Below are 21,594 nucleotides of genomic sequence, written 5' to 3'. Positions count from 1 at the left end.
GGTCACACCCGCTCGATGCGCACGGCGCATTTCTTGAAGTCTGTCTGCAGCGAAATCGGATCGGTGGCGTCGAGCGTCACCTTGTTGATCAGCTTGGATTCGTCGAACCACGGCACGAAGACGAGGCCCTTCGGCGGCCGGTCGCGGCCGCGCGTCTCGACGCGGGCGCGGATGAAGCCGCGGCGCGAAACCACTTTCACCTCGTCGCCGCGGCGAAGCTTGAGCTCCTGCGCGTCGTCTGGATGCACGAAGACCACCGCTTCGGGGAACGCCTTGTAGAGCTCGGGCACGCGGCGCGTCATGGTGCCCGAATGCCAGTGCTCCAGCACGCGGCCGGTCGAGAGCCAGAACGGATATTCGCCGTCGGGCGATTCCGCCGCCGGCTCGAACGGCAGCGCGAAGATGCGCGCCTTGCCGTCCGGGTAGCCGTAGAAACTCACGTCGTTGCCTTGCTTGACGTAGGGATCGCTGCCCTCGCGGAAACGCCATTTGGTTTCCTGGCCGTTGACGACCGGCCAGCGCAGGCCGCGCTCGCGGTGATAGGTGTCGAACGGCGCAAGGTCGTGGCCATGGCCGCGACCGAATTGGGCGTATTCCTCGAACAGGCCCTTCTGCACGTAGAAGCCGAACGCCCTGGATTCCTCGTTGGCGTAGCCTTCCTCGATCTCGTCAACAGGGAATTTGTCGACCTGACCGTTCTTGTAGAGCACGTCGAACAGGGTCTTGCCGCGAACGTCCGGCTTCTTGGCGATCAGCTCCTCGGTCCAGACCTCCTCGATCTTGAAGCGCTTCGAGAACTCCATGAGCTGCCAGAGGTCGGACTTGGCCTCGCCGGGCGCGTTGACGAGCTGGTGCCAGAACTGCGTGCGCCGTTCGGCATTGCCGTAGGCGCCCTCCTTCTCCACCCACATCGCGGTCGGCAGGATCAAATCGGCGGCGAGCGCCGTTACCGTCGGATAGGCGTCGGAGACGACGATGAAATTGTCGGGGTTGCGGAAGCCCGGATAGGTCTCCTCGTTGATGTTGGGACCGGCCTGCAGATTGTTGTTCACCTGCACCCAATAGGCGTTGATCAGGCCGTCCTTCAGCATCCGGCTCTGCAGCACGGCGTGGGCGCCGTTCTTGTCGGGAATGGTGCCTTCGGGCAGCTGCCAGATCTTCTCGGCAATGTCGCGGTGCGCCTTGTTGACGACGACCATGTCGGCGGGCAGGCGATGCGAGAAGGTGCCGACCTCGCGCGCGGTGCCGCAGGCCGAGGGCTGGCCGGTCAGCGAGAACGGGCTGTTGCCGGGTGAGGAGATTTTTCCGGTGAGAAGATGGATGTTGTAGACGAGGTTGTTGGCCCAGACACCGCGGGTGTGCTGGTTGAAGCCCATGGTCCAGAACGACAGCACCTTGATCTTCGGATCGGCATAGAGCTCGGCCAGCGCCTCCAGCCGGTTGAGCGGCACGCCGGACATCTTTGCGGCCTTCTCCAGCGTGTAGTCCGAGACGAATTTGACGTACTCGTCATAGCTCATGTCGGTGGAGTCGTTGGCTTTCGCCGCGCCCGTCGCCTTCTTCTGCAGGGGATGCTCGGGCCGCAGGCCGTAGCCGATGTCGGTCTGGCCGCGCCGGAAGATGGTATGTGCGGCAACGAAATCCTTGTTGACCCGGCCGGTCTTGATGATGTGGTTGGCGATGGCGTTGAGGATGTAGAGGTCGGTCTGCGGCGTGAACACCATGCCAATGTCGGCGAGGTCGAACGAGCGGTGCTCGAAGGTCGAGAGCACGGCGACGCGGACATGCGGCGCCGACAGCCGGCGGTCGGCCACGCGCGTCCACAGGATCGGATGCATCTCCGCCATGTTGGAGCCCCACAGCACGAAGGCATCGGTGGCCTCGATGTCGTCGTAGCAGCCGGCGGGCTCGTCCATGCCGAAGGTGCGCATCATGCCGGCGACGGCCGAGGCCATGCAGTGCCGCGCATTGGGGTCGATGTTGTTGGTGCGGAAGCCGGCCTTGAACAGCTTTGACGCCGCATAGCCTTCCCAGACCGTCCATTGTCCCGAGCCGAACATGGCAACGCCATTCGGGCCGCGTTTCTTGAAGGCTTCCTTCCACTTCACTTCCATGATGTCGAAGGCTTCGGTCCACGACACAGGCGTGAACTCGCCGTTCTTGTCGTACTTGCCATCCGTCTTGCGCAGCATCGGCTGCGTCAGGCGGTCATGGCCGTACATGATCTTGGAGAGGAAGTAGCCCTTGACGCAGTTGAGGCCGCGGTTGACCTCGGCCTTGATGTCGCCGTGGGTGGCGACGACGCGGTTGTCCTTGGTCGCGACCATCACCGAGCAGCCGGTGCCGCAGAAGCGGCAGGGGGCCTTGTCCCATTTCAGTTCGCTGTTGTCGCGCTCGGCGACGAGATTGGCGGCGAGCGCCGGCGCCGGGAGCCCAGCGGCAGCCGCCGCGATCGCGGCGGCCTCGAGCTTCAGCATCTGGCGGCGGTCGAGCTTCGGCGATGTCATGATGGCTCTTCCTGACTCAGGCAGTTTCGATGGCGTGGAAGACGAGCGCCGCGGAATAGACGTTCGGCAGCGACTGGATGGTGTTGAGAATGGTGCCGAGGCTGCCGGCATCAGGCGCTTCGGTCACGACGACGAGTTTTCCTCTGACGTCGCGGCCGTGGATCTCGCAGCCGGGAATCGCGATGATCTCGGCTTCCAGCTCGGCGAGGCGTTCGGGGCGCGCCTGTACCAGGATGCTGGCGATCTCGTAGCCTGGCGGCGAGACGATCCGTTCGGCGCTGAGCACCCGGCCGGTGATCAATGTGCGGCGGTTGAGTTTGGCTTTGTTGAGCAAGCCCTGCTTGGGGAGGCCTTGGGCCATGATGCCTGTCTTTCGCTTTCGGGGATCAATGCGGGGAGGGCGGCGGGCCGGGGGGGCCTGCAAACATCTGGTAGATCCAGACGCCGAGCCCGTAAGAGCCGACCGTTCCGACTGCGAGGACGGGCATCACGACCGCGGTCAGGAACAGGAACGCAAAAATCTCCATGCGCTTACGGCGCACGCGCGAGGTCGTGTCGTCAGGGGCCGACATATTCGGTCTCTCTGAAATGGTCTGGGACTCGGGACGGCATCCGGGCCGTTGCCTTGCTGCAATTTAGATGCATCAGACCGGCTGATGCGTTGATCTGGATCAACCGATCAAGTTGCGATCGTCGCAGCCATCACGACCGTCAGCGCAATTTTGGATTGTGCACACGCGAAGGCGATGCGAGAGTTGGGCTCCCTGGTGGAGACGGCAAGCTGTGATGGGGCTGACGGCCATCGATCTCGGGCTTCGCGGTGCCGCGAGCGGCGTGTTCCTGCTGATCATTCTCGTGGCGCTGCTGCGTCGTGCCACCAGCCAGCAGGCTTTGCTGGGCATGGCGATGTCCGCGGGCGGCGTGTTCTACGCCATCGCGACCGCCCCGTCCTTTCCCAAATCGTCATGGTGGTGGGTGTTGCCGATCCTGTCCGCGCAGCCCGCCGTGTTCTGGCTGTGGGCCCGCGCGGCGTTCGACGACGATTTCGTGCTGAGGCGATGGCACGGCGCCCTGTGGCTGGGCATCGCGGCCTTCGGCTTTGCGCTCACGCTGGGCTGGGCGTACCGGCCCGCTTTGGCCGGGGCCGGCGGTCGAGGCCTGGCTCTGGTCAATCTGGCGCTGGCGCTCGCGGCCGCAATCCAGACGGTGAAGACCTGGCGTGCCGATCTGGTCGCGCGGCGGCGCCGGTTGCGGCTGGCGATGCTCGGCATCAATGTCGGGCTCATTGCGGTCGTCGCGGGTGCCGGCTTCGCGGCCATTCCCGTCGCGGTCCCCGGCGCGTCCGGCAGTCTGCCGACCGCGCTCGTCCTGTTCGTGGTGGCCATGATCGCCGGGCTGGCGACGATGCAGCCGACCGTGTTGGTCCATGACGCGACCGCGGCCATCGCATCCAGCGGCGCGCGTGGGGCCGATCGCGCTCCCGCGGGTCCGGTCGTCGTCGCCCCCGGGATCGCCGTCGATCCCATCCTGCTGCGGCGTCTCGACCATCTGATGAATGTGGAGCGCACCTACCGGCAGGAAGGCCTTGCGATCGGGGCGCTCGCCGCGAAGCTCGACGTTCCCGAACACCGGCTGCGCCAGGCCATCAACGAAGGGCTCGGCTACCGGAACTTCAACGCGTTCCTGAACCGCTACCGGATCGAAGATGCGAGGCTGGCGCTATCGGATGTGACACAACGGGACGTTCCCGTCCTGACCATCGCGATGGATGCCGGCTTCCAGTCGCTCGGACCTTTCAATCGGGCTTTCAAGGCGGAAACCGGCGTGACCCCGACCGAATTCCGGCGCGAGGCGCTGAGCCGACCTGATATCGGCGAGCCGCGTCGAGAAATCGGCTAGCCGATTTTTGGATCGGGCGAGAGAGACTTGCCCCGATCGGGCAGACTGTGCGGTAGAAAGCGTGTCCAGCCAGCGGGAGCCTGTCGATGTCCCATGCGAGCGCCGTCACTCCCGCACCCGAACGGCTTCACGCCCTCGATGCGCTGAGAGGCATCGCGCTGCTGCTTGGCATCGTCCTGCACGCAGCCATGTCGTTCGTGCTGGCCTCGCCCCGGTTCTGGATCATCCAGGATACGCATCCAAGCTTCATCCTGAGCCTGCTGTCCTTCACCATCCATGTGTTCCGGATGACGACCTTCTTCCTGATGGCCGGTTTCTTCGCCCGCATGAGCTTTCATCGCCGTGGCAGCTTAGGCTTCGTCAAGGACAGGTTGCAGCGGATCGCCCTGCCGCTCGTGGTCTGCTGGCCGCTCGTGTTCGTGCCCATCGCCCTGGTGATCACGTGGGCCTCGCACTTTCCGAATGGCGGTTCGCTCCAATGGAGCTCCAGCTGGCTGCCGGCACTGCCGAATTTCCGCCTGACCCATCTCTGGTTTCTCTACGTTCTGCTGGAGCTCTATCTCGCCATGCTGCTGCTGCGCGGCGCGATCGTCTGGCTCGATGCGTCAGGCACGTTGCGAATGCTCATTGACCGCGTCTTTGCGAGCGTCATCCGCAATCCGCTGGCGCCGCTCATTCTGGCGATCCCGATCGGCATCGCGTTCTGCCTCGACCCGAGATGGGTCAATGTGATCGGGGTGCGGACGCCCGATCAATCGCTCATCACCAACGCGCAGGCCTGGATCTGTTTCGGCACAGCTTTTGGTGCCGGCTGGCTGTTGCATCGGCAGATCGATCTGCTGCGAATCCTCGAGCGGCGCTGGCTCCCGCATCTGGTGCTGGCGGTCGTTCTGATCTGGACCGGCTTCGTGCTGTCCGGTGTGATGTTCTCCGCGCCGGGGGCGCCGAAATTGCCGTACAGCTTCGCCACGCTCCGGCTCGCCTCCGCCATGCTTTACGCGCCCGCGATTTGGATGACGACGTTCGCCGCGCTGGGGCTCGCGTTGCGCTTCATGTCCGGCTTCAGCCCGACCTGGCGCTACCTCGCCGATGCGTCTTACTGGCTCTACATCATCCATCTGCCGATCGTGATGGCGTTGCAGGTCGCGCTGTCGCAGCTCGACTGGCCCGGTCTGGTCAAGTTCGCGATCATTCTCATCGTCGCGATTCCGCCGATGCTGGCGAGCTATCATCTGCTGGTACGCTTCAGCTTCATCGGTGCGATCCTGAACGGCCGCCGCGCCGAAAAGCGCGTTCTCCCGCGCAGCGGAATTGCGACTGCGTAGACAGCGCCGCCCCACGCATTAAGATGCCCGCAACAAAAATAAGCGTGGGAGAGACGGCGCCATGAAGTTCGGCATCTTCTATGAGCTGCAACTGCCGCGGCCCTGGGTGGCCGGCGACGAGCTCGCCCTTTACCAGAACGCGCTCTCGCAGATGGAGCTCGCCGACAAGCTTGGCTATGACCATGCCTGGGTGGTCGAGCATCACTTCCTCGAGGAATATTCGCACTCGCCTTCGCCGGAATCGTTCCTCGCAGCCGCAAGCCAGCGCACGAAGAATATCAGACTCGGCCACGGCATCCTCCAGCTCACCACGAACCATCCGGCGCGTGTCGCCGAACGCGTCGCGGTGCTCGATCTGCTCTCCAACGGCCGCTGCGAATTCGGCATGGGTGAGAGCGCGTCGATCACCGAGCTGACGCCGTTCGGCCGCGACATGGAGACCAAGAAGGAGGTCTTCGAGGAAGCGGTGCAGGCGATCTTCCCGATGTTCAAGGACGCAGGCGCCGAACACCACGGCAAGTATTTCGACATCCCCTTGCGCAATGTCGTGCCGAAGCCGGTGCAGAAGCCGCATCCGCCGCTGTGGATGGCCTGCTCGCAACTGCCGACCATCGAGCGCGCCGGCCGTCACGGCTTTGGCGCGCTCGGTTTCCAGTTCGTCAGCGCCGATGCCGCGCATGCCTGGGTGCACGCCTATTACAACGCCATGACCAAGCGGTTGCACAAGCTCGCCGACTACCAGATCAACCCGAACATGGCGCTGGTGTCGTTCTTCATGTGCGCCAGGACCGACGAAGAGGCGCGTGCGCGCGCCGACGGCGCCACCTTCTTCCAGTTCGCGCTGCGCTTCTACGGTGCCTCGCAGAACCGCCAGCGGCCGGCGCCCTACACCGTCAACATGTGGGACGAGTATATCAAGTGGAAGCGCGACAACCCGGAAGCCCAGGAAGCGGCACTGCGCGGCGGCTTGATCGGCTCGCCCGAGACGATCCGCAAGAAGCTGAAGCGGTTCCAGTCGTCGCATATCGACCAGGTCATCCTGCTCAACCAGGCCGGCAAGAACAGCCACGCGCACATCTGCGAATCGCTGGAGCTGTTCGGCCGCGAGGTGATGCCGGAGTTCCAGAACGATCCTGATCAGGCCGCTTGGAAGCAGGGCGTCATGAGCGGCGACATCAAGCTGGAAGAGATCGACACCGAGGCCTTCACGGACCGCTACGGCAAGCTCGCCATCAACGTCGCGCCGGCGAAGGCTGCGGCGGGGTAGGGGGCTCGTGTCGAAACACCGGATCTACACAACCAGCTTCGCCAGCGTTTACCCGCTTTATGTTGCGAAGGCGGAGAAGAAGGGACGGACGAAAGCCGAGGTCGACCAGGTGATCTCCTGGCTGACAGGCTATGATCAGAAGGAGCTCGAAGCTCAACTAAAAAAGCAGGCGGACTTTGAAACCTTCTTTGCGAAAGCGCCTCGGATCAATCCCCAGCGAGCCATGATCAAAGGTGTCGTTTGCGGCGTTCGGGTCGAGGAGATCAAGGAACCTCTGATGCGAGAGATCCGCTATCTCGACAAGCTGATCGATGAGCTGGCCAAGGGAAAGACGATGGACAAGATCCTGCGAAAAGCGGAGTCCTGAGCAGAGCCCCTCTGTCCATTTGGCCCGGCGGCATTGCGCAACGGGTGCCGGCGAAATCCGTCTTCCGCCCTACCGCCATCGCTGCTAATTGTCCGCAAAAGAGCCTGGGAGGAAACGATGCGGCTCCACGAGATGGCTCCGAAGCTGGCGGCCGGCGATGTGACACGAACGGTACTGGCGATCGGCCGGCCGGACTTCCCTGATGTCCTCATCGACACCTTGCGCCGGCAGGCCGGCGTCGGCCATTGCATGGTGTTCGGCCTGAGCCGCGCGGGCGCGGCGAGCTGCCTGCTCGATGCCGGCAATATCCCGACCGGCAGCGATCTCGGCGCCGCCTATGCCGGCCAGTTCCACGAATCCGATCCGAACCGCGACGCGCTGTTCGAAGGCGAGGGCGGTGCGCCGATCATGCTGCCCTCATTCGCGCCGCGCATGTATGGCGCGCGCTACCGAAAGATCTTCTTCAACGACTCCGACATCGTCGACAAATGCGCCACCGCGATCTGGACCGGCGACACCTGCTTCTATGTCAATTTCTACCGCATCACGTCCCAGGGCCGTTTTGGTGATATCGAGCGCGCGCGGCTCCGGACCATCGCGCCGGCGATCGGCGCCAGCGTCGCACGCCACTTCCAGCAGGCGGCGACGCCCGACCAGAACCTCGCCACGTTGTTCGCGACCCGCGCGCCGCTCTCCATGCTGACACCACGCGAGCAGGACGTCTGCCGCCGCATCCTGCTCGGCTTCAGCTCCGAGGCGATCTCGCAAGCACTCGGCATCAGCCTGCATTCGACCCTGACCTATCGCAAGCGCGCTTACGAGCGGCTCGGCATTTCCTCGCAGAACGAATTGTTTGCAATCGTGCTGGGCCTGCTGGCCGGTCCGCATGCCCTGAACTGAGGGCAACCTAATTGAAATATCGCTGAACAAACCTCTGGAAGTTTACCATCAGGAACCGATGTGCGCGCCTGCTGATCGGAGCGCCCGGCACCATCATATCAAAACCATGATATGCGCCGTCGAAGATTTCGAACGCGACCGCAATGTTGGCCCGGCGAAGGTTCTCGACGTAGATTTTCGTTTCATCCCGAAATGGCTCGAGACTGCCGACGAACGTGATCGTCGGCGGCAATTTCGCGTAGTCCGTGCAGCGTGCCGCAGCCGCGTAAGGCGGAATGGTCTCCACGCCGTCGAGATAGCGGGCCCATGCCAGTCTGTTGGCTTTTTCATCCCAGACGGGTGCGTCGTTGCCGATGACGGATGCGCTGGTCTGCCGGTCATCGATCATCGGATAGACCGGCATCTGAAATGCTATTCTTGCGTCGTCGGTATCGGTCGCCTTGAGCGAGACGGCGGCCGCGAGCCCTCCGCCCGCGCTATGGCCCGCCACGATGAATTTGTCACCCCTTCCGCCGAGGCAGGCCGCATGATCCCTGATCCATAGCAGGGTGTCGTAGCAGTCATTGAATGCGGCCGGGTACGGCGCTTCAACGGCCTTTCGATAGTCCGGCGCGACGATGATGCACGGCTCCGTATCGATGAAGTCCTTGAGGATCGAGCCGAACTGCTCAGGCACCCCGTGAACGTAACCGCCACCGTGCATGTAGAGCATGATCGGCAGCGGTCCGGCTGCGGCGGTTGGTCGATAGACTCTCAATCGAATGGGCGCCCCGCCATTCGTGCTTGGAATGTGTCGCTCTCGGCAGATAAGTCCCCTGATGTTGCGTCCCCGTAAAACGGCCGCAGAGAAACGGAATACGAGCAGAGAGAACCATTTCGTGTGAACGAAGCTTGCGATGACCCGTCCAAAGGCATATCGGCCGCGCAGGTCTTCATCCACCATCTCCCTGGTGACTTTCATCCGATGCGTCCTGCCGAGTTCAGCAAGTCAGTCTAAGGCGCGATGGCTCCAGCAGGCCATCTTCTATTGCAGCGTAGCGATCATCCTTGCCGGGACGGGCGGCCGAAGGCCCAGCCCCCGGGAAAACCTCGGGCGCTTCGATTTTGGCAGTCGTTCCGGAAGCTGTCCGAAATATGTCATCGTTTGGGTCATCGCACCCCTGATGGCGGGCTCGACCTTCGCGCAAATGAACCAGCAGATCAGGACAACGATGCCCAGTTGGACGCACACGGCCGTGGTGGCATCGAGGCCGGCATCGACCAGCGCACGAATGATCGCGGTGCCGACGACGTTGTGCATGAGATAGAACGGATAGGTGATCAGGCCGAGCGTTCTCCAATAGGCCGGCGCTTCGGGAGAAGCGATACCAGCAGCGCGCCTGTTCCTGTTGCGGTTCGCGGCGAAGGCGATGAGCAGCACCGCGGCACCCCACACCACGATCGGCACCAGCGCCGACTGGTCCGCGATGGCGGGAATGCTCGTCAGGAAGAACGACGCAAAATAGTAGATCTCCGCGGCCCCCGAAAGACAGGTGACGGCGACGGCGATGCGTTCGAGCTTGGTCAATTCCCTGTTTGCGGAAATGAACAGCCAGATGCCCAGCGCAAAGAAGCAGCCATGATTCAACAAATATGCTGCGGCCGGCACCCGAAACATCAGAATGATGAGATAGGGCAAATCGGACGGCGTCGTGCACGACAGCACCACCAGCGAGAAAGCGTTGAAGATCGCGCTGTAGATGGTGAGACCCAAAGCCAGGTGCCTCAGCGTGACCTTCTTCGTGAGCATGGCGCAGTACACGAGCCCGTAAAACGCGGTCTCGGCAGCCAGCGTCCAGTAGACGCCATCAAGCCACTGACCCGTAACCCCCTTGGGGACCATCAGCATGGCGTGGATGTAGGGCAGGATGAATTCGGATGCCGGTCCACTGCCGAAGATCAGCAAAACGAGGAGGGTCGTGGTCGCACAAACCCAAACCGCCGGATAAAGCCTGAGTGCGCGGCCGAGCAAAAATTCGCCCGGCGACGATTTGCACGCGGAATTCGCGATGACGAAGCCGGAAATGACAAAGAAGATCTCGACGCCCACCCAGCCGAACCATGTGAAGGGCGCAGCGGACGGATAGATGACTTCGGCGGAGACGTAACGCTCGAAGCCGGAGACGCCAATCGAGACCCAGGCCCAGGACCAGAACATCTGGTGAAAAATGGCGACCCCGAGGGCGGTGGCGAAGCGCAGCGGATCCAGCAGTGCAAAATGGTTCTTCACGGGAGTGCTTCCGATCCATGAAACGATCCCGTTGCAGATATTGGAACCCTTCACCCGGCTCTGCGACGTCGGTCACACTTGTTCCGCGCACGGTTCAAAATGCCCGGATTCTTGCGGAAACAGGCGAGTGCTCTGTGCCGCGCCTCCCCATTGTGTGACGTTCCTCACGGAAGCGCCAACGCCATCGTCGGATCAACGCCCGCTCTCGTTCACCACATTTAAACCTTAAGATTTTACGAAGGAGGCTGACCACAGGCCGCAGGAACATGCGAACACCCTTGTTACAGAAGCCATCCGTGGACTTCGGGCAATGAAGGCTTTGCACACCAGCTGCATCGCCGGTGTCATCGCGTGCGTGGGACTTTATCTGGCCGCCTCAAACAGACCGGCCGCGATCGTGCCGGATGTCATGCCGGAAGCGGCAGCAAACATCGCGGCACCTGCAAGCATTGCGGTTCCTGCGAAGAACTTGGCCGCCCCCGCGAACATGGCGGCTCCTGCAAATTTGGCGACGCCTGAAGAATACGCGGAGGCATCCGCCAGACTTGGAGCAGCGCTTCGGGCTGAAGGCGCAGAGCCTGGCGCGGTGACGTCAGCAGGTCCCGCGCCGTTGAGCGCTGCGGCCGAAATCGCCGATGAGCCCGTCGCGCCGAAACTGGCGTCGTTGGGACAGGACATCGTCCAGCCGCTGCCGGCCGCACGCGATGCGTCCGACAATGCTCCGAAAGCGGCGTCGACGCAGGATTTCCGCTATCTGATCTACTACGTCTGGTCCGAGCTGCCGCCCGCCGAGAAGCCGGCGGAGATCGTCTTGCGTGCGTTCAAGGACATCCCGGTCGGAACGCCGGCAGAAGAGATCAAGCGCGCTTCCGACGCGTTCGGTCTCGATTCCAATTTCATGATGGCGGTTGCCAAGATCGAATCCGGTTTCAACCCCAATCAACGCACAGGCTCGTATATCGGCCTGTTTCAGCTGAGCCAGTATGAGTTCGGGAAGTTCGGCTTCGGGCAGATTCGCAGCCCGCGCGACAACGCCGTTGCGGCCGCCTACAAGATCATTACCGAAGGCATCCAGTTCGAGTGGATCACGCACCGCAAGCCGGACATGAGCGATCTTTACCTGATCCATCAGCAGGGCTGGGAAGGCGCCGCTGAGCACATCAGCCGGCCCACTCGCACCGCCTGGAAATCCATGTGCGCCACCAGCGAAGGCAGGGAGAAGGGCGAGAGGTGGTGCAAACGCGCGATCTGGGGCAATGCACTTCCGGCGTTCAAGCGTACCTGGAAGTCGGTGGATAACGTGACGTCAGAGGCGTTCGTCGGCATGTGGCGCGGCCGCGTCGCCGAATTCTACACGAAATATGTGGCGACCGCCGCGGCGGCGGCAAACCCGTAAGTCCAACATCGTCAGGGCCCTTGCCAGTTGTCACAATTGCGGATCTGTCATTGCCAGTGGGCATTCCGGGCCGACTTGTGCTAAGCTGTCGGCATCATCGGCCAAGGCTATGCCCAGGCGTCGGTGGCTGAGAGACCGATTGTGCTCCCGCCTGAGAGGGGAGCGGTCGATGCCTCGCCGCCTGTCCGTCGCCGATCGCGCGATGCACGTCCGCCATTTGGAGCAGGCGGAGCGGCATGTTGCCGAAGGTGAGCGACGGATCGCCGAGCAGGAGCATCGGATTCATGATCTTGCGCGACGCGGCCACGACGTAACAATGGCCAAAGGCCTGCTGGACGAATTCTGCGCAAGCCAAGATCTCTTCATCCAGCACCGAGACGATATCCAGAAGGCGCTCGAGCCGTAATTCTCCACGCATAAGCCCCTGTGTTCCGTGCGGTTTTTTTCGTTCGCAAAGGGGGCTATACGAACTTCGGCGCCTGATTGTATGGTACCCCCCCCCCCCACCGTCGGTGTGTTGTCCTGAAGTCACGGTCTTGCCATGACCATCACGCAACCCAATTTTCGGTCGCCGGAAGCCTTGATGGCCGAGGCACAAAACGCCTGGCGTCGGTTATTCGAACATTCGCCGATCCCGGTCTTGTTGCTCACGCCGGACCTCAAGATCGTCAATGCGAACGAGAGCTATCTTCGCGAGGTGATCCGGTCGCGGGACACGCTCGCCGGATTGCAGATGTTCGAGGCATTTCCCGACAATCCGCATGCGACACTTGCAGATGGCGTCAACAAGCTGAGCGCTTCATTCGAAAAGGTGCTTCATGAAGCGCGCGGGCACACCATGGCGCTGCAACGATATGACATCCAGCCGCAGGACCGGCCATGGCAGGTGCGCTATTGGCATCCGAAAAACTGGCCGGTGCTCGATGACAAGGGGTCGATCATTGCGGTCGTCCATCATGTGACCGACGCCACTGCGGCCGTGTTGTCGAGACAAAACGGACCGTATGCGCCTGTTCTTTTGAAACCAAACCCTGCGGATGATCCTTTGCAACGCGCTGACAAGGCCATTTTGGCGGCGCGTGCGATCGTGCGGGAAACGCAGGAGGGACTTGCGGCATCCCGAGCGAGGGTCGAGGAGATCGTCGGCTTTCGCAGTTCAAGTTGACGGACTGTCGCCTCCGCCGACCATCCAGTCCTCGATACCTTCTTCGTCTTCCTCGACGCCAACTCGCCGATCGCGTCGGCGAGCCTGGCCGGATATCTGGTATTTGAGTCGCGTTCTGCTGCGGCGCATCGAGATTGGTTCTCCGAGCTATCAACCAGACAGCACCTGGCAACGTTCCTAGACCGAACCTCACCGCGCGGCCCGCTGCGACAAGTTCCAGTTGCACCCAGAAATAAAGCTTCGACCGCGTTAACCTAGGTTGTCGTGTCGGCTTTTCGCCTTTGGCAAGCTTCGCTCATCACCCCGCTGCCGCAGCAGTTCGTGGGTGATGGCAACGCTCATCACAGCGCTCGCACCTCTCTCGGACCAGAAAGGAGCGCTCCATGATCAAGCGCCGGCGTCGGTTCAAGCAAACCGAGTCCTTGGAGGCACGCCTTATGGCGGAAGCCGATCGCCTGCGCGCAAGGGCCGGAAAATCTTCGCCAGGTAGCGCGCGAGAGCACCTGTTGCGCAAAGCTCGCGAGTGCGACACCGGCCTGCACATGAGCGAGTGGCTGAAATCGCCTGGCCCGCGGATGCGAAGCTGAGACATGATCCGAGACCCCCACGTTGAAACCCATGCATTTCCGGCCCGTATCTGTCTGGGAATCGCCACCATCGGCTTCGTGATCTTCCTTGCCGGCCTTCTCATGGCCGTCTTCCGGTGAGGCCTCGCAAATGAATATCCGAACGACAGGCTGGCGCATTCTAGGAACGACCGAATTGCGCTGGAGTTGGCGTCGCGTCCGGCATGTTGGACGACTGCCGGACAAGGCCCCGGGGTGCGGTAGCGAGGACTTCCCGACGACCCGATCGTCTCGTCCCCCCTCGGGACATTTTATCCAAGCGCCGAGCGCCGTGGACGGCGGCGTGTCCGCGTCGAACGGCCAGCCGGCGCAATGAGCCTGGCTACGCGACACGTGACGACCAGGCAATCCAGAGAAACCATCTGTCTTCGAGGGCCTTCCCTCCCATGCAAATCGACGTGGAGACGCTTCGCCTGACGCTTCGGGAACTCTTCGAGCAGGCCGAGATGTGGCGCTCGATGGGCCCCTCCGATCCCCGCCGGGGCAACGCGGCAGCGATTTTCCGCCGTCTGAGGGAGACAGCCGAGGCCGTGGACGACGAAACCTTGTGGGCCTACGCCGAACTCTGGGAGGGCGAGGCCGACAAGCACGCGCATTCCAGTCTCGTGAGATCCGTCGGATTCGGCTTTACGCCAGGCTCGGCTTCCGAGTTCGTAGCCCGGTTCATTGCCGAGCGGACCGGAGGACTGCCCCGCCAGGGAAGGGGTTCGTGACCGGCGGCGCGACCGGACCCGTTGCAGACGTCACCGGCCCGGCACCGCGCTCCCGTCAGATGCCTCGCGGGTCGACTTCCGGGTGCGAGACGATGTGCTCGATATCGCAGTGGGCAATGCCGATATCGTGCAGCTCGCGGCCATTCAGGCCATACAACGCAGCTCGCACTTTCTCGCGTGCGCGTCGCTCCTGAATCGCATTCCAGCATCGCCCAATGAAGCCAGGGGCTTGCCGGGCGAGCACGAACGGCTGTGTGGATGCTGTTATGTTGCTCATGGCGGTCTCTTCTGGGGCGTTGTTTCGGCCCAGAGGATGCCGGGGTATGAGCGTGCACGCTTTACTTGATCCTTACATTTTCGTCACCGGCAGCTTAATCTTCACCTCACCGGCGTGTTGCAGCCCCGATATTTGGAGGCTGTTTGGGGGAACGGCAGCTTGCGTTACCTCTTCGAGAACTGCGCTTTGGACACCGATCGTCGCGAGCTACGCCGCCGCGCTGAACTGGTCGCCATTCCCCCGCAGGTCTTCGACCTGCTGAACTACCTGGTCCGCAACAGGGAGCGTGTCGTCAGCAAGGATGACCTGATGGACGCCATCTGGAAGGGGCGTGTCGTCTCCGAGACTGCACTCACGACGCGACTGAATGCCGCTCGACGCGCCATCGGCGATACCGGCGAGGAACAGCGCCTCATCAAGACATTGCCACGAAAGGGCTTCCGCTTTGTCGCAACAGTGCGGGAATCGGAAGGTCCCGCAGCGGCGGCCTCGGCGGACAACCCGGAAAATCTGCCGCAGCCCGCTCTCTCCTTTCCCGATAAGCCCTCGATAGCCGTCCTTCCCTTCACCAACCTGAGCTCGGATCCGGAACAGGAGTATTTCGCGGACGGGATTGTGGAAGACATCATTACGGCATTATCTCGCTTCAAGTCGCTTTTCGTCATCGCACGCAATTCCAGCTTCACCTACAAGGGCAAGGTCGCACACCACCAGCAGGTTGGTCGCGAACTCGGGGTACGTTACGTGCTCGAAGGCAGCGTTCGCAACGCGAAGGGGCGCGTGCGCATCACGGGTCAGTTGATCGATGCGGCCTCGGGCATGCATCTTTGGGCCGACAAGCTGGATGGCACGCTCGAAGATATCTTCCTGTTGCAGGATCGAGTCACCGAGCAAGTGGTGACCGCAATTTTACCCAAGGTTCGCACCGCCGAGGTTGCCCGGGCACAACAGCAGCGACCTGATAGTCTGCATGCGTATGACTGCGTCCTTCAAGCGCAGGCCCTCCGGGTCTCTCGGCGCCTCGAAGACAATGAAAAAGCGCTCGCCCAGCTGGAACGCGCGATCGCATTACAGCCTGGCTACGCCCTGGCCCATGCGCTTTTGGCAGCCTGTTACACTGACCGCTACATGGTGGGCCACGACTCCGGTGTAGAATCTCTACGTGCGAAGGCAATGCGCCATATCCAGAAAGCCATCGAACTCGACGGCGACGATGCGGAAATTCTGGTGCATGCAGCGATCACGATCGGCATTTTTGACGATTCAGAGCGAGGGACGGCCCTGGCCGAACGGGCAGTCAATCTCAATGTCAATTCCGCACAGGGATGGTTCGTGCTCGGCGCGGGTGCCATGTATCTTGGTGAGCATGCCCGCGCGCTGGAGTGTGAGGCGCGGGCGCTCCGGCTTAATCCGGCAGGACCGCTCCGGGTCCAGATCATGTCGATCATCGCAATGACGCATTTTCTGCTGGGTCAGCACAATGAGGCTCATCTTTGGGCCGAGCGCGCCTATCAAGAGAACCCGAATTTCACAATCGCTATCCGTGCGCTTGTGCTGAGTTCGGTTGCCACTGGAGATTTGCCGCGTGCGCGCGCGGCGTTTGAACGGTTTGCAGGGGATTTGCCAAAACAGCTGGAGCTCACAAAGAGGATGATGAAGCGTCCGGAGGATTTCGAGAAATTTTCCAGAGCGATGCGAACCGCCTCTTCGTCCGGATGACGATGAAGGCGTTTCACACTCGTGAAGGCGCGCGGCCAATGCCGTCCGTCCCTATCGCTAGGGACAGACGCCGGCAGCGGAGTTCGCTAGTCTGGCCGGAGCAAACTCCGGGGAGACGGCCTTGAGCACCGCGCCACGCATCGACATCGACCCCAGCGCATTCTGGGCCGACCCCTATCCGATGCTTGCAAGGCTGCGCAAGGAAGCGCCGATCGCCTACGTGCCGCAACTCGGCTCGACGTTGTTGGCGAGCCGCGACGACATCTCGATCTCCGAGAAGCAGATCGACGTATTCTCCTCGCACCAGCCCGCCGGCCTGATGAACCGTTTGATGGGCCACAACATGATGCGCAAGGACGGCGAGGCGCATCAAATCGAGCGGCGCGCGATGTTTCCGACGGTGTCGCCGAAAACGGTGAAGGCGCACTGGACGGCGCTGTTCCAGGCCCATGCCGACCGCATCATCGACGCCATCGCGCCGGGACGTATCGACTTCATGCGCGACTTCGCGCTGCCGTTCTCCGGCGAGTGCCTGAAGTCGATCACCGGCCTCACCAATATCGGCTTTGCCGACATGGATGCGTGGTCGCAAGGCATGATCGAGGGCATCGCCAATTACGGCGGCGATCCCGCGGTCGAGGCGCGCTGTCACGCTGCGACCGCGGGCATCGATGCCGCGATCGACGACATCCTGCCGGTGATGCGCAGGAACCCGGATCAAAGCATCCTCGGCGTGCTGCTCGCCTCCGGCATGGCGATGGAGAGCGTGCGCGCCAATGTGAAACTCGCGATATCAGGCGGCCAGAACGAGCCGCGCAAGGCGATCGCCGGCACGGTGTGGGCGCTGCTGACGCATCCCGAGCAACTCGATCTCGTGCGCAAAGGCGAGGTGACGTGGCTCGAGGCGTTCGAGGAATATGCCCGCTGGATCTCGCCGATCGGCATGTCGCCGCGGCGCATCGCCAGGCCGTGGCGCATTCGCGATATTTCCTTCGAGATGGACGAGCGCGTATTCCTGATGTTCGGGTCCGCCAACCGGGACGAGAAGCATTTTGAGCGCGCCGACGAATTCGACGTGCGGCGCGATACAGCCAAGAGCGTCGCCTTCGGCGCCGGCCCGCATTTCTGCGCCGGCGCCTGGGCCTCGCGCGCGATGATAGCCGACGTCGCGCTGCCGACATTGTTTGCGCGCGCCAGGCAATTCGAGCTCGCCGGCGACGAGCCGGTGCGGATCGGCGGCTGGGCGTTCCGCGGTTTGCAGAATCTGCCGATGACGTGGCAGCACTAGCCCGGTGAGAAGGCTCCGTCCAGGGCACCTGCGATGATGGCATCATGCCAGTGTTTTGCCCGACGCGTCAAACAATATTCGGATTATGCGCAATCGATTGCTCGGCGCGCCCCGGCTACTGTGCATGGGGTTGTTTTCGCGTTTTTCTATTCCGTCGAGCGCTTGAACGATCAATCGAGCTCGCCGGCCTCGAAGGCTCGATCCTGAGCCATCTTTCGTCGGCGGACGATCGTGCCTAAATAGAGGGGAACCCCGCTTCGGGGAGCATGCCATGAATCCAGTCCCTCGCGAGCTCATGACCGAAATTCCCGTCTCGTCCGCCGATTTTCGCGGCGCCATGCGCCATCTCACCGGCGGCGTCAGCGTCATTACCGCCGGACGGGGCAAGGACGTCACCGGCATGACCGTGACGTCGGTGACCTCGCTGTCGGTCGACCCGCCGACGCTGCTGGTCAGCATCAACCGCGATGCCTCGTCCTTTCCGCTGATCCGCCGCTACGGCGCCTTCGGCGTCAACATCCTCGCCGCCGATCAGCTCGATGTCGCCGAGCGCTTTGCCGGCAAGGACGGGCTGAAGGGGGCCGAGCGTTTTGCGGGCGCCCAATGGGTCACGGCCGTCTCCGGCGTGCCGCTGCTGGTCGGCGCGTTGTCGGCGGTCGATTGCGAAGTCGAGGACATCGTCGAGCGCCATTCGCACGGCATCGTCATCGGCCGCGTCAGGTCCGTCAGGAATTCAACCCGCAATGCGGCGCTGGCCTATTGGCACGGCCAGTACGTCGCGGTGGATCACGACGAGGACGCTTTGGGACTCGCCGCGATCAGTGTTCCAGTGCGCGGCCTCCGCGGCGTTTGATCGCCGCATCGAGACGCCGCGCGGGCTGGCCTTTTCTCCCTCATCGCTCTAGAAGCGCCCTCAGCCTCCCATGGCGGGACGGCCATGGAGCGGAGCTATGAAGCGCGTCGGGACCTGGGCCTTCTATGCCGTCGGCGCGCTGGCGATCGTCTATCTCGCGCTCTACGCCTATGCGATGTTCCGCGGGCAGCCCTTCGTGCCCGGCGATCCCATCCATATTTTCCGCAAGCCGGACGCACCGAGTTATTCGTGAGGACTCTCTCCTCGTCATGGCCGGGCTTGACGGAATGGATGACGACTATCCCCGCAAGATCGCCAGGGCCAGCGCCTGCGCGCGCGGCACGATGCTGTCGAGCTCGAGATATTCTTCCGGCGAATGCGCGAGCCCGCCGACGGGCCCGACGCCGCAGATGGTCGGCGTCCCCACCGCGGCCGTGAAGCCGGAATCGGCGCAGCCGCCGGAGAACTCGCCCTGCAGCGTGGCGAGGCCGGCCTGCTTTGCGGCGGCCTGATAATTCTCGAACAGCGCCTTCGAGCTCTCGCTCTGCACGACAGGCACGAACTCGCCCTTGATCGTCAGCGTCGCGCCGGTGCCGGGCACGGAAGGTGTCGCGATGATCCGCTCGATCTCGGCCATGACCGTGGCGCGATCCTTCGGATCGACATAGCGCATGTCGATCTGGCCCTCGGCATAGGGCGCCGTCGTGTTGACCGACTGGCCGCCCGAGATGAGGCCGACATTGAGCGTGATGCCCTTGGTGAGGTCGGTCAGCGCGTGGATCTGGATGATCTTGTGCGCGAGCTCGCTGATCGCGCTGATACCTGCGGCGAAGTTGGCGCCGGAATGCGCAGCCTTCCCGGTGATGGCCATATGCATGAAGATGCCGCCCTTGCGGCTGGTGACGACGTTGCCGGTGGGGCGGCCCGGCTCGGAATTGAACACGGCGCGCGCGGAGCGCCCCTCGCGTTCGATCACCGGCCGCGACGAGGGCGAGCCGATCTCCTCGTCAGAGGTGATCAGCAGCCTGATCGGATGCGGGTTGCCGCCGAATTTGTGGAAGGCTGTGGCGACGAAGATGTTCATCACGACGCCGGCCTTCATGTCGGCAACGCCGGGTCCGTAGGCGCGCTTGTCCTTGATCGTGAACGGACGGCGCCCGGCCTCGCCCTTGCCGAACACGGTGTCGCGATGCCCCATCAACAGCACCGGCTTCTCGTTGCTGCCGGGCTTTGCCACCTCCGCATGAATGGCATCGCCAAACGTGCCGTGACTTTCCCTGCGCGACGGAATGCCGTGCTCGGAAAAATGCCGCTCGAACCGCGCACCGACCGCATCGACGCCGTCCTTGTCATACGACCCGGAATCGATGTTCACGACGTCGCGCAACAGATCGATCATCGCCTGCCGCTGCGACGCCAGCCAATCCGTGATTTGAGCTTCAGACATGTGGTTCCTCGCGTGGGTGTCGCGAGCGGTTATAGGGCCTGCCGCCGTCATGGCCTAGTCACGTAACGCGGTCCCGATATGCGAAGAGCACTCGCAATGACGAGGCGGGCAGCCCGCAAAACGAGAATGCCCGGGACTTGGCCCGGGCATTCGCATTCTCTCTGATTCCGCGTGGAGGCGGCTTACGCCCCCACCATCGGCATCCGCGGATATTCCCCCGGCGTACCGGCGGGCGTGATCGGGATGCCGCCGTCGGCGTATTCGTTGAGCTTGTTGCGCAACGTACGGATCGAGATGCCCAGGATGTTGGCGGCATGGGTCCGGTTGCCGAGGCAGTGCTTCAGCGTCTCCAGGATCAAGTCGCGCTCGACGTCGGCGACGGTGCGGCCGACCAGCGCCCGCGTGACCTGCTCGGCGGCCATGGTGGCATGCGCCACGGCGGGTGCCGTCTTGGCGAGATCGAGGCGGTCGCCGTCCGGCGTCAGGATCGCATCGGGGCCGATCTCGTCGCCCTGCGCCATCAGCACCGCGCGGTGCATGGTGTTTTCGAGCTCGCGAACGTTGCCCTGCCAGCGGTTGGTCGAGAGCACGCGCTTGGCTTCGGCCGAAATGGGGCGCATCGGCACGCCATTGGCCTCGGCATATTTCTTCACGAAATGCTGGGCGAGCTCCATGATGTCGGCAGGGCGCTCGCGCAGCGGCGGGATCTTCAGATTCACGACGTTGAGGCGGAACAGCAGATCCTCGCGGAACGTGCCTTCGCGTACCGCGTCCGCCAGATTGCGGTTCGAGGTCGCGATGATGCGGATGTCGACGGCGACAGGCTTGGTGCCGCCGACCCGGTCGATCACGCGCTCCTGGATGGCGCGGAGCAGCTTTGATTGCAGGCGAACGTCCATCTCGGAGATTTCGTCCAGCAGCAGCGTGCCGCCGGTGGCCTCCTCGAACTTGCCGATGCGGCGGGCGATCGCGCCGGTGAAGGCGCCCTTCTCATGGCCGAACAGCTCGGATTCCAGCAGATGCTCGGGGATCGCGGCGCAGTTGATCGAGATGAACGGGCGCTTGGCGCGGGCCGAGCGGGTGTGGACGTAACGGGCCAGCACTTCCTTGCCCGTTCCGGATTCGCCGGTGATCATCACCGAGGCGTCGGAGCCGGCGATCTGCTGCGCCAGCTTGATGACGCGCGCCATGGCGTCGTCGCGATAGACCAGCTCGCGGGAATCATTGGCGACGGCGGCGAGCACGGCTGCGATCAGCTCCGGCTCCGGCGGCAGCGGGATGTATTCCTTGGCGCCGGCATGGATCGCGGCGACCGCGGCGCGGGCGTCGTTGGTAATGCCGCAGGCGACGATCGGGGCGTGGATGTGCTCGGCCTCGAGCCGCATCACGAGGTCGCGGATGTCGAGCGCGACGTCGACCAGCAGGAGGTCGGCGCCCTTGCCGCCGCGCAGCACGCGCATCGCTTGCTCGTGATCCTCGGCGTGGGTCACGGTGGCGCCGTTCTCCATCGCGATCTTGGTGGCGGTGGTGAGCTGGCCCTTCAATGTGCCAACGATGAGAAGCCGCATGTGAGTCT

21 protein-coding genes are annotated in these 21,594 nt (G+C 63.1%); 13 read left to right on the top strand and 8 right to left on the bottom strand.

All coding sequences use genetic code 11. The features are described from left to right. Positions 1-2: 2 nt before the first annotated feature. From napA to napE, 3 genes are read right to left on the bottom strand one after another with little or no spacing between them, the layout of a single operon-like run. Positions 3-2,507, bottom strand: a complete 2,505-nt coding sequence (napA, locus tag JQ631_RS24200) for a nitrate reductase catalytic subunit NapA (RefSeq protein WP_212330089.1) — start codon at positions 2,505-2,507, stop codon at positions 3-5. Between the two features lie 16 nt (positions 2,508-2,523). Then, positions 2,524-2,868: a chaperone NapD gene (locus tag JQ631_RS24195; RefSeq protein WP_212330087.1), complete on the bottom strand. Its 345-nt coding sequence runs from the start codon at positions 2,866-2,868 to the stop codon at positions 2,524-2,526. A 25-nt stretch (positions 2,869-2,893) separates the two neighbouring features. Next, a complete protein-coding gene (napE, locus tag JQ631_RS24190) occupies positions 2,894-3,079 on the bottom strand; it encodes a periplasmic nitrate reductase, NapE protein (RefSeq protein ID WP_027532529.1) in 186 nt (61 codons plus the stop codon). A 214-nt stretch (positions 3,080-3,293) separates the two neighbouring features. Between napE and JQ631_RS24185 the strand changes: the two genes are divergently transcribed. From JQ631_RS24185 to JQ631_RS24165, 5 genes are all read left to right on the top strand, one after another. Further along, positions 3,294-4,406 (top strand): AraC family transcriptional regulator, encoded by a 1,113-nt coding sequence (locus tag JQ631_RS24185; RefSeq protein ID WP_212330085.1) that lies wholly within the window; start codon positions 3,294-3,296, stop codon positions 4,404-4,406. A gap of 86 nt (positions 4,407-4,492) precedes the next feature. Next, the gene (locus JQ631_RS24180) at positions 4,493-5,731 is read left to right on the top strand and encodes an acyltransferase family protein (RefSeq protein ID WP_212330083.1); all 1,239 of its coding nucleotides are present in this window, start codon (positions 4,493-4,495) and stop codon (positions 5,729-5,731) included. A gap of 61 nt (positions 5,732-5,792) precedes the next feature. After that, positions 5,793-6,998, top strand: coding sequence for an LLM class flavin-dependent oxidoreductase (locus JQ631_RS24175; protein ID WP_212330081.1), 1,206 nt, complete (start codon positions 5,793-5,795; stop codon positions 6,996-6,998). Positions 6,999-7,005: 7 nt separating this feature from the next. Further along, positions 7,006-7,365, top strand: a complete 360-nt coding sequence (locus JQ631_RS24170; protein WP_212330079.1) for a DUF2200 domain-containing protein — start codon at positions 7,006-7,008, stop codon at positions 7,363-7,365. 117 nt (positions 7,366-7,482) lie between these two features. Continuing rightward, positions 7,483-8,265, top strand: coding sequence for a helix-turn-helix transcriptional regulator (locus tag JQ631_RS24165; protein WP_212330077.1), 783 nt, complete (start codon positions 7,483-7,485; stop codon positions 8,263-8,265). A gap of 7 nt (positions 8,266-8,272) precedes the next feature. Here the strand turns inward: JQ631_RS24165 and JQ631_RS24160 are convergent, their stop codons facing one another. Next, a complete protein-coding gene (locus JQ631_RS24160; protein WP_212330075.1) occupies positions 8,273-9,226 on the bottom strand; it encodes an alpha/beta hydrolase in 954 nt (317 codons plus the stop codon). A 63-nt stretch (positions 9,227-9,289) separates the two neighbouring features. Beyond that, on the bottom strand, positions 9,290-10,534 hold the full coding sequence (locus JQ631_RS24155) for an acyltransferase family protein (RefSeq protein ID WP_349645021.1): 1,245 nt from the start codon (positions 10,532-10,534) through the stop codon (positions 9,290-9,292). A 586-nt stretch (positions 10,535-11,120) separates the two neighbouring features. On the opposite strand from JQ631_RS24155, the gene JQ631_RS24150 reads away from it, so the two are divergent. From JQ631_RS24150 to JQ631_RS24135, 4 genes are all read left to right on the top strand, one after another. Next, complete coding sequence (locus tag JQ631_RS24150) at positions 11,121-11,930, top strand: transglycosylase SLT domain-containing protein (protein WP_349645020.1); 810 nt, start codon at positions 11,121-11,123, stop codon at positions 11,928-11,930. A 169-nt stretch (positions 11,931-12,099) separates the two neighbouring features. After that, a complete protein-coding gene (locus tag JQ631_RS24145) occupies positions 12,100-12,336 on the top strand; it encodes a hypothetical protein (RefSeq protein WP_249160902.1) in 237 nt (78 codons plus the stop codon). 135 nt (positions 12,337-12,471) lie between these two features. Next, on the top strand, positions 12,472-13,095 hold the full coding sequence (locus tag JQ631_RS24140) for a PAS domain-containing protein (protein WP_212330071.1): 624 nt from the start codon (positions 12,472-12,474) through the stop codon (positions 13,093-13,095). 1,012 nt (positions 13,096-14,107) lie between these two features. Beyond that, the gene (locus JQ631_RS24135) at positions 14,108-14,434 is read left to right on the top strand and encodes a hypothetical protein (protein ID WP_212330068.1); all 327 of its coding nucleotides are present in this window, start codon (positions 14,108-14,110) and stop codon (positions 14,432-14,434) included. 55 nt (positions 14,435-14,489) lie between these two features. On the opposite strand, the gene JQ631_RS24130 is transcribed toward JQ631_RS24135, so the two are convergent. Next, entirely contained in the window at positions 14,490-14,711 is a 222-nt protein-coding gene (locus JQ631_RS24130) for a DUF1127 domain-containing protein (RefSeq protein WP_212330066.1), read from the bottom strand. A 159-nt stretch (positions 14,712-14,870) separates the two neighbouring features. Here JQ631_RS24130 and JQ631_RS24125 point away from each other — a divergent pair, with 159 nt between their 5' ends. The 4 genes from JQ631_RS24125 to JQ631_RS24110 all read left to right on the top strand — a co-directional run bounded on the left by JQ631_RS24125 (position 14,871) and on the right by JQ631_RS24110 (position 18,824). Next, on the top strand, positions 14,871-16,430 hold the full coding sequence (locus JQ631_RS24125; protein ID WP_212330064.1) for a winged helix-turn-helix domain-containing tetratricopeptide repeat protein: 1,560 nt from the start codon (positions 14,871-14,873) through the stop codon (positions 16,428-16,430). 121 nt (positions 16,431-16,551) lie between these two features. Next, positions 16,552-17,718, top strand: coding sequence for a cytochrome P450 (locus JQ631_RS24120; RefSeq protein WP_212330062.1), 1,167 nt, complete (start codon positions 16,552-16,554; stop codon positions 17,716-17,718). Positions 17,719-17,989: 271 nt separating this feature from the next. Beyond that, positions 17,990-18,571, top strand: coding sequence for a flavin reductase family protein (locus tag JQ631_RS24115; RefSeq protein ID WP_212330060.1), 582 nt, complete (start codon positions 17,990-17,992; stop codon positions 18,569-18,571). A gap of 97 nt (positions 18,572-18,668) precedes the next feature. Further along, on the top strand, positions 18,669-18,824 hold the full coding sequence (locus tag JQ631_RS24110) for a hypothetical protein (protein ID WP_177243026.1): 156 nt from the start codon (positions 18,669-18,671) through the stop codon (positions 18,822-18,824). 45 nt (positions 18,825-18,869) lie between these two features. Here the strand turns inward: JQ631_RS24110 and JQ631_RS24105 are convergent, their stop codons facing one another. Further along, positions 18,870-20,018 carry a M20 family metallopeptidase gene (locus JQ631_RS24105; RefSeq protein WP_212330057.1) on the bottom strand — a complete coding sequence of 383 codons (1,149 nt, stop codon included), beginning with the start codon at positions 20,016-20,018 and terminating at the stop codon, positions 18,870-18,872. Between the two features lie 182 nt (positions 20,019-20,200). Then, on the bottom strand, positions 20,201-21,586 hold the full coding sequence (gene flbD, locus JQ631_RS24100; protein WP_212330055.1) for a sigma-54-dependent transcriptional regulator FlbD: 1,386 nt from the start codon (positions 21,584-21,586) through the stop codon (positions 20,201-20,203). Positions 21,587-21,594: the final 8 nt, after the last annotated feature.

Origin of the sequence: Bradyrhizobium manausense, assembly GCF_018131105.1 — a bacterium.
Classification (GTDB): Bacteria; Pseudomonadota; Alphaproteobacteria; order Rhizobiales; family Xanthobacteraceae; genus Bradyrhizobium; species Bradyrhizobium manausense_B.
This window is presented reverse-complemented; position numbering and strand designations above follow the sequence as displayed.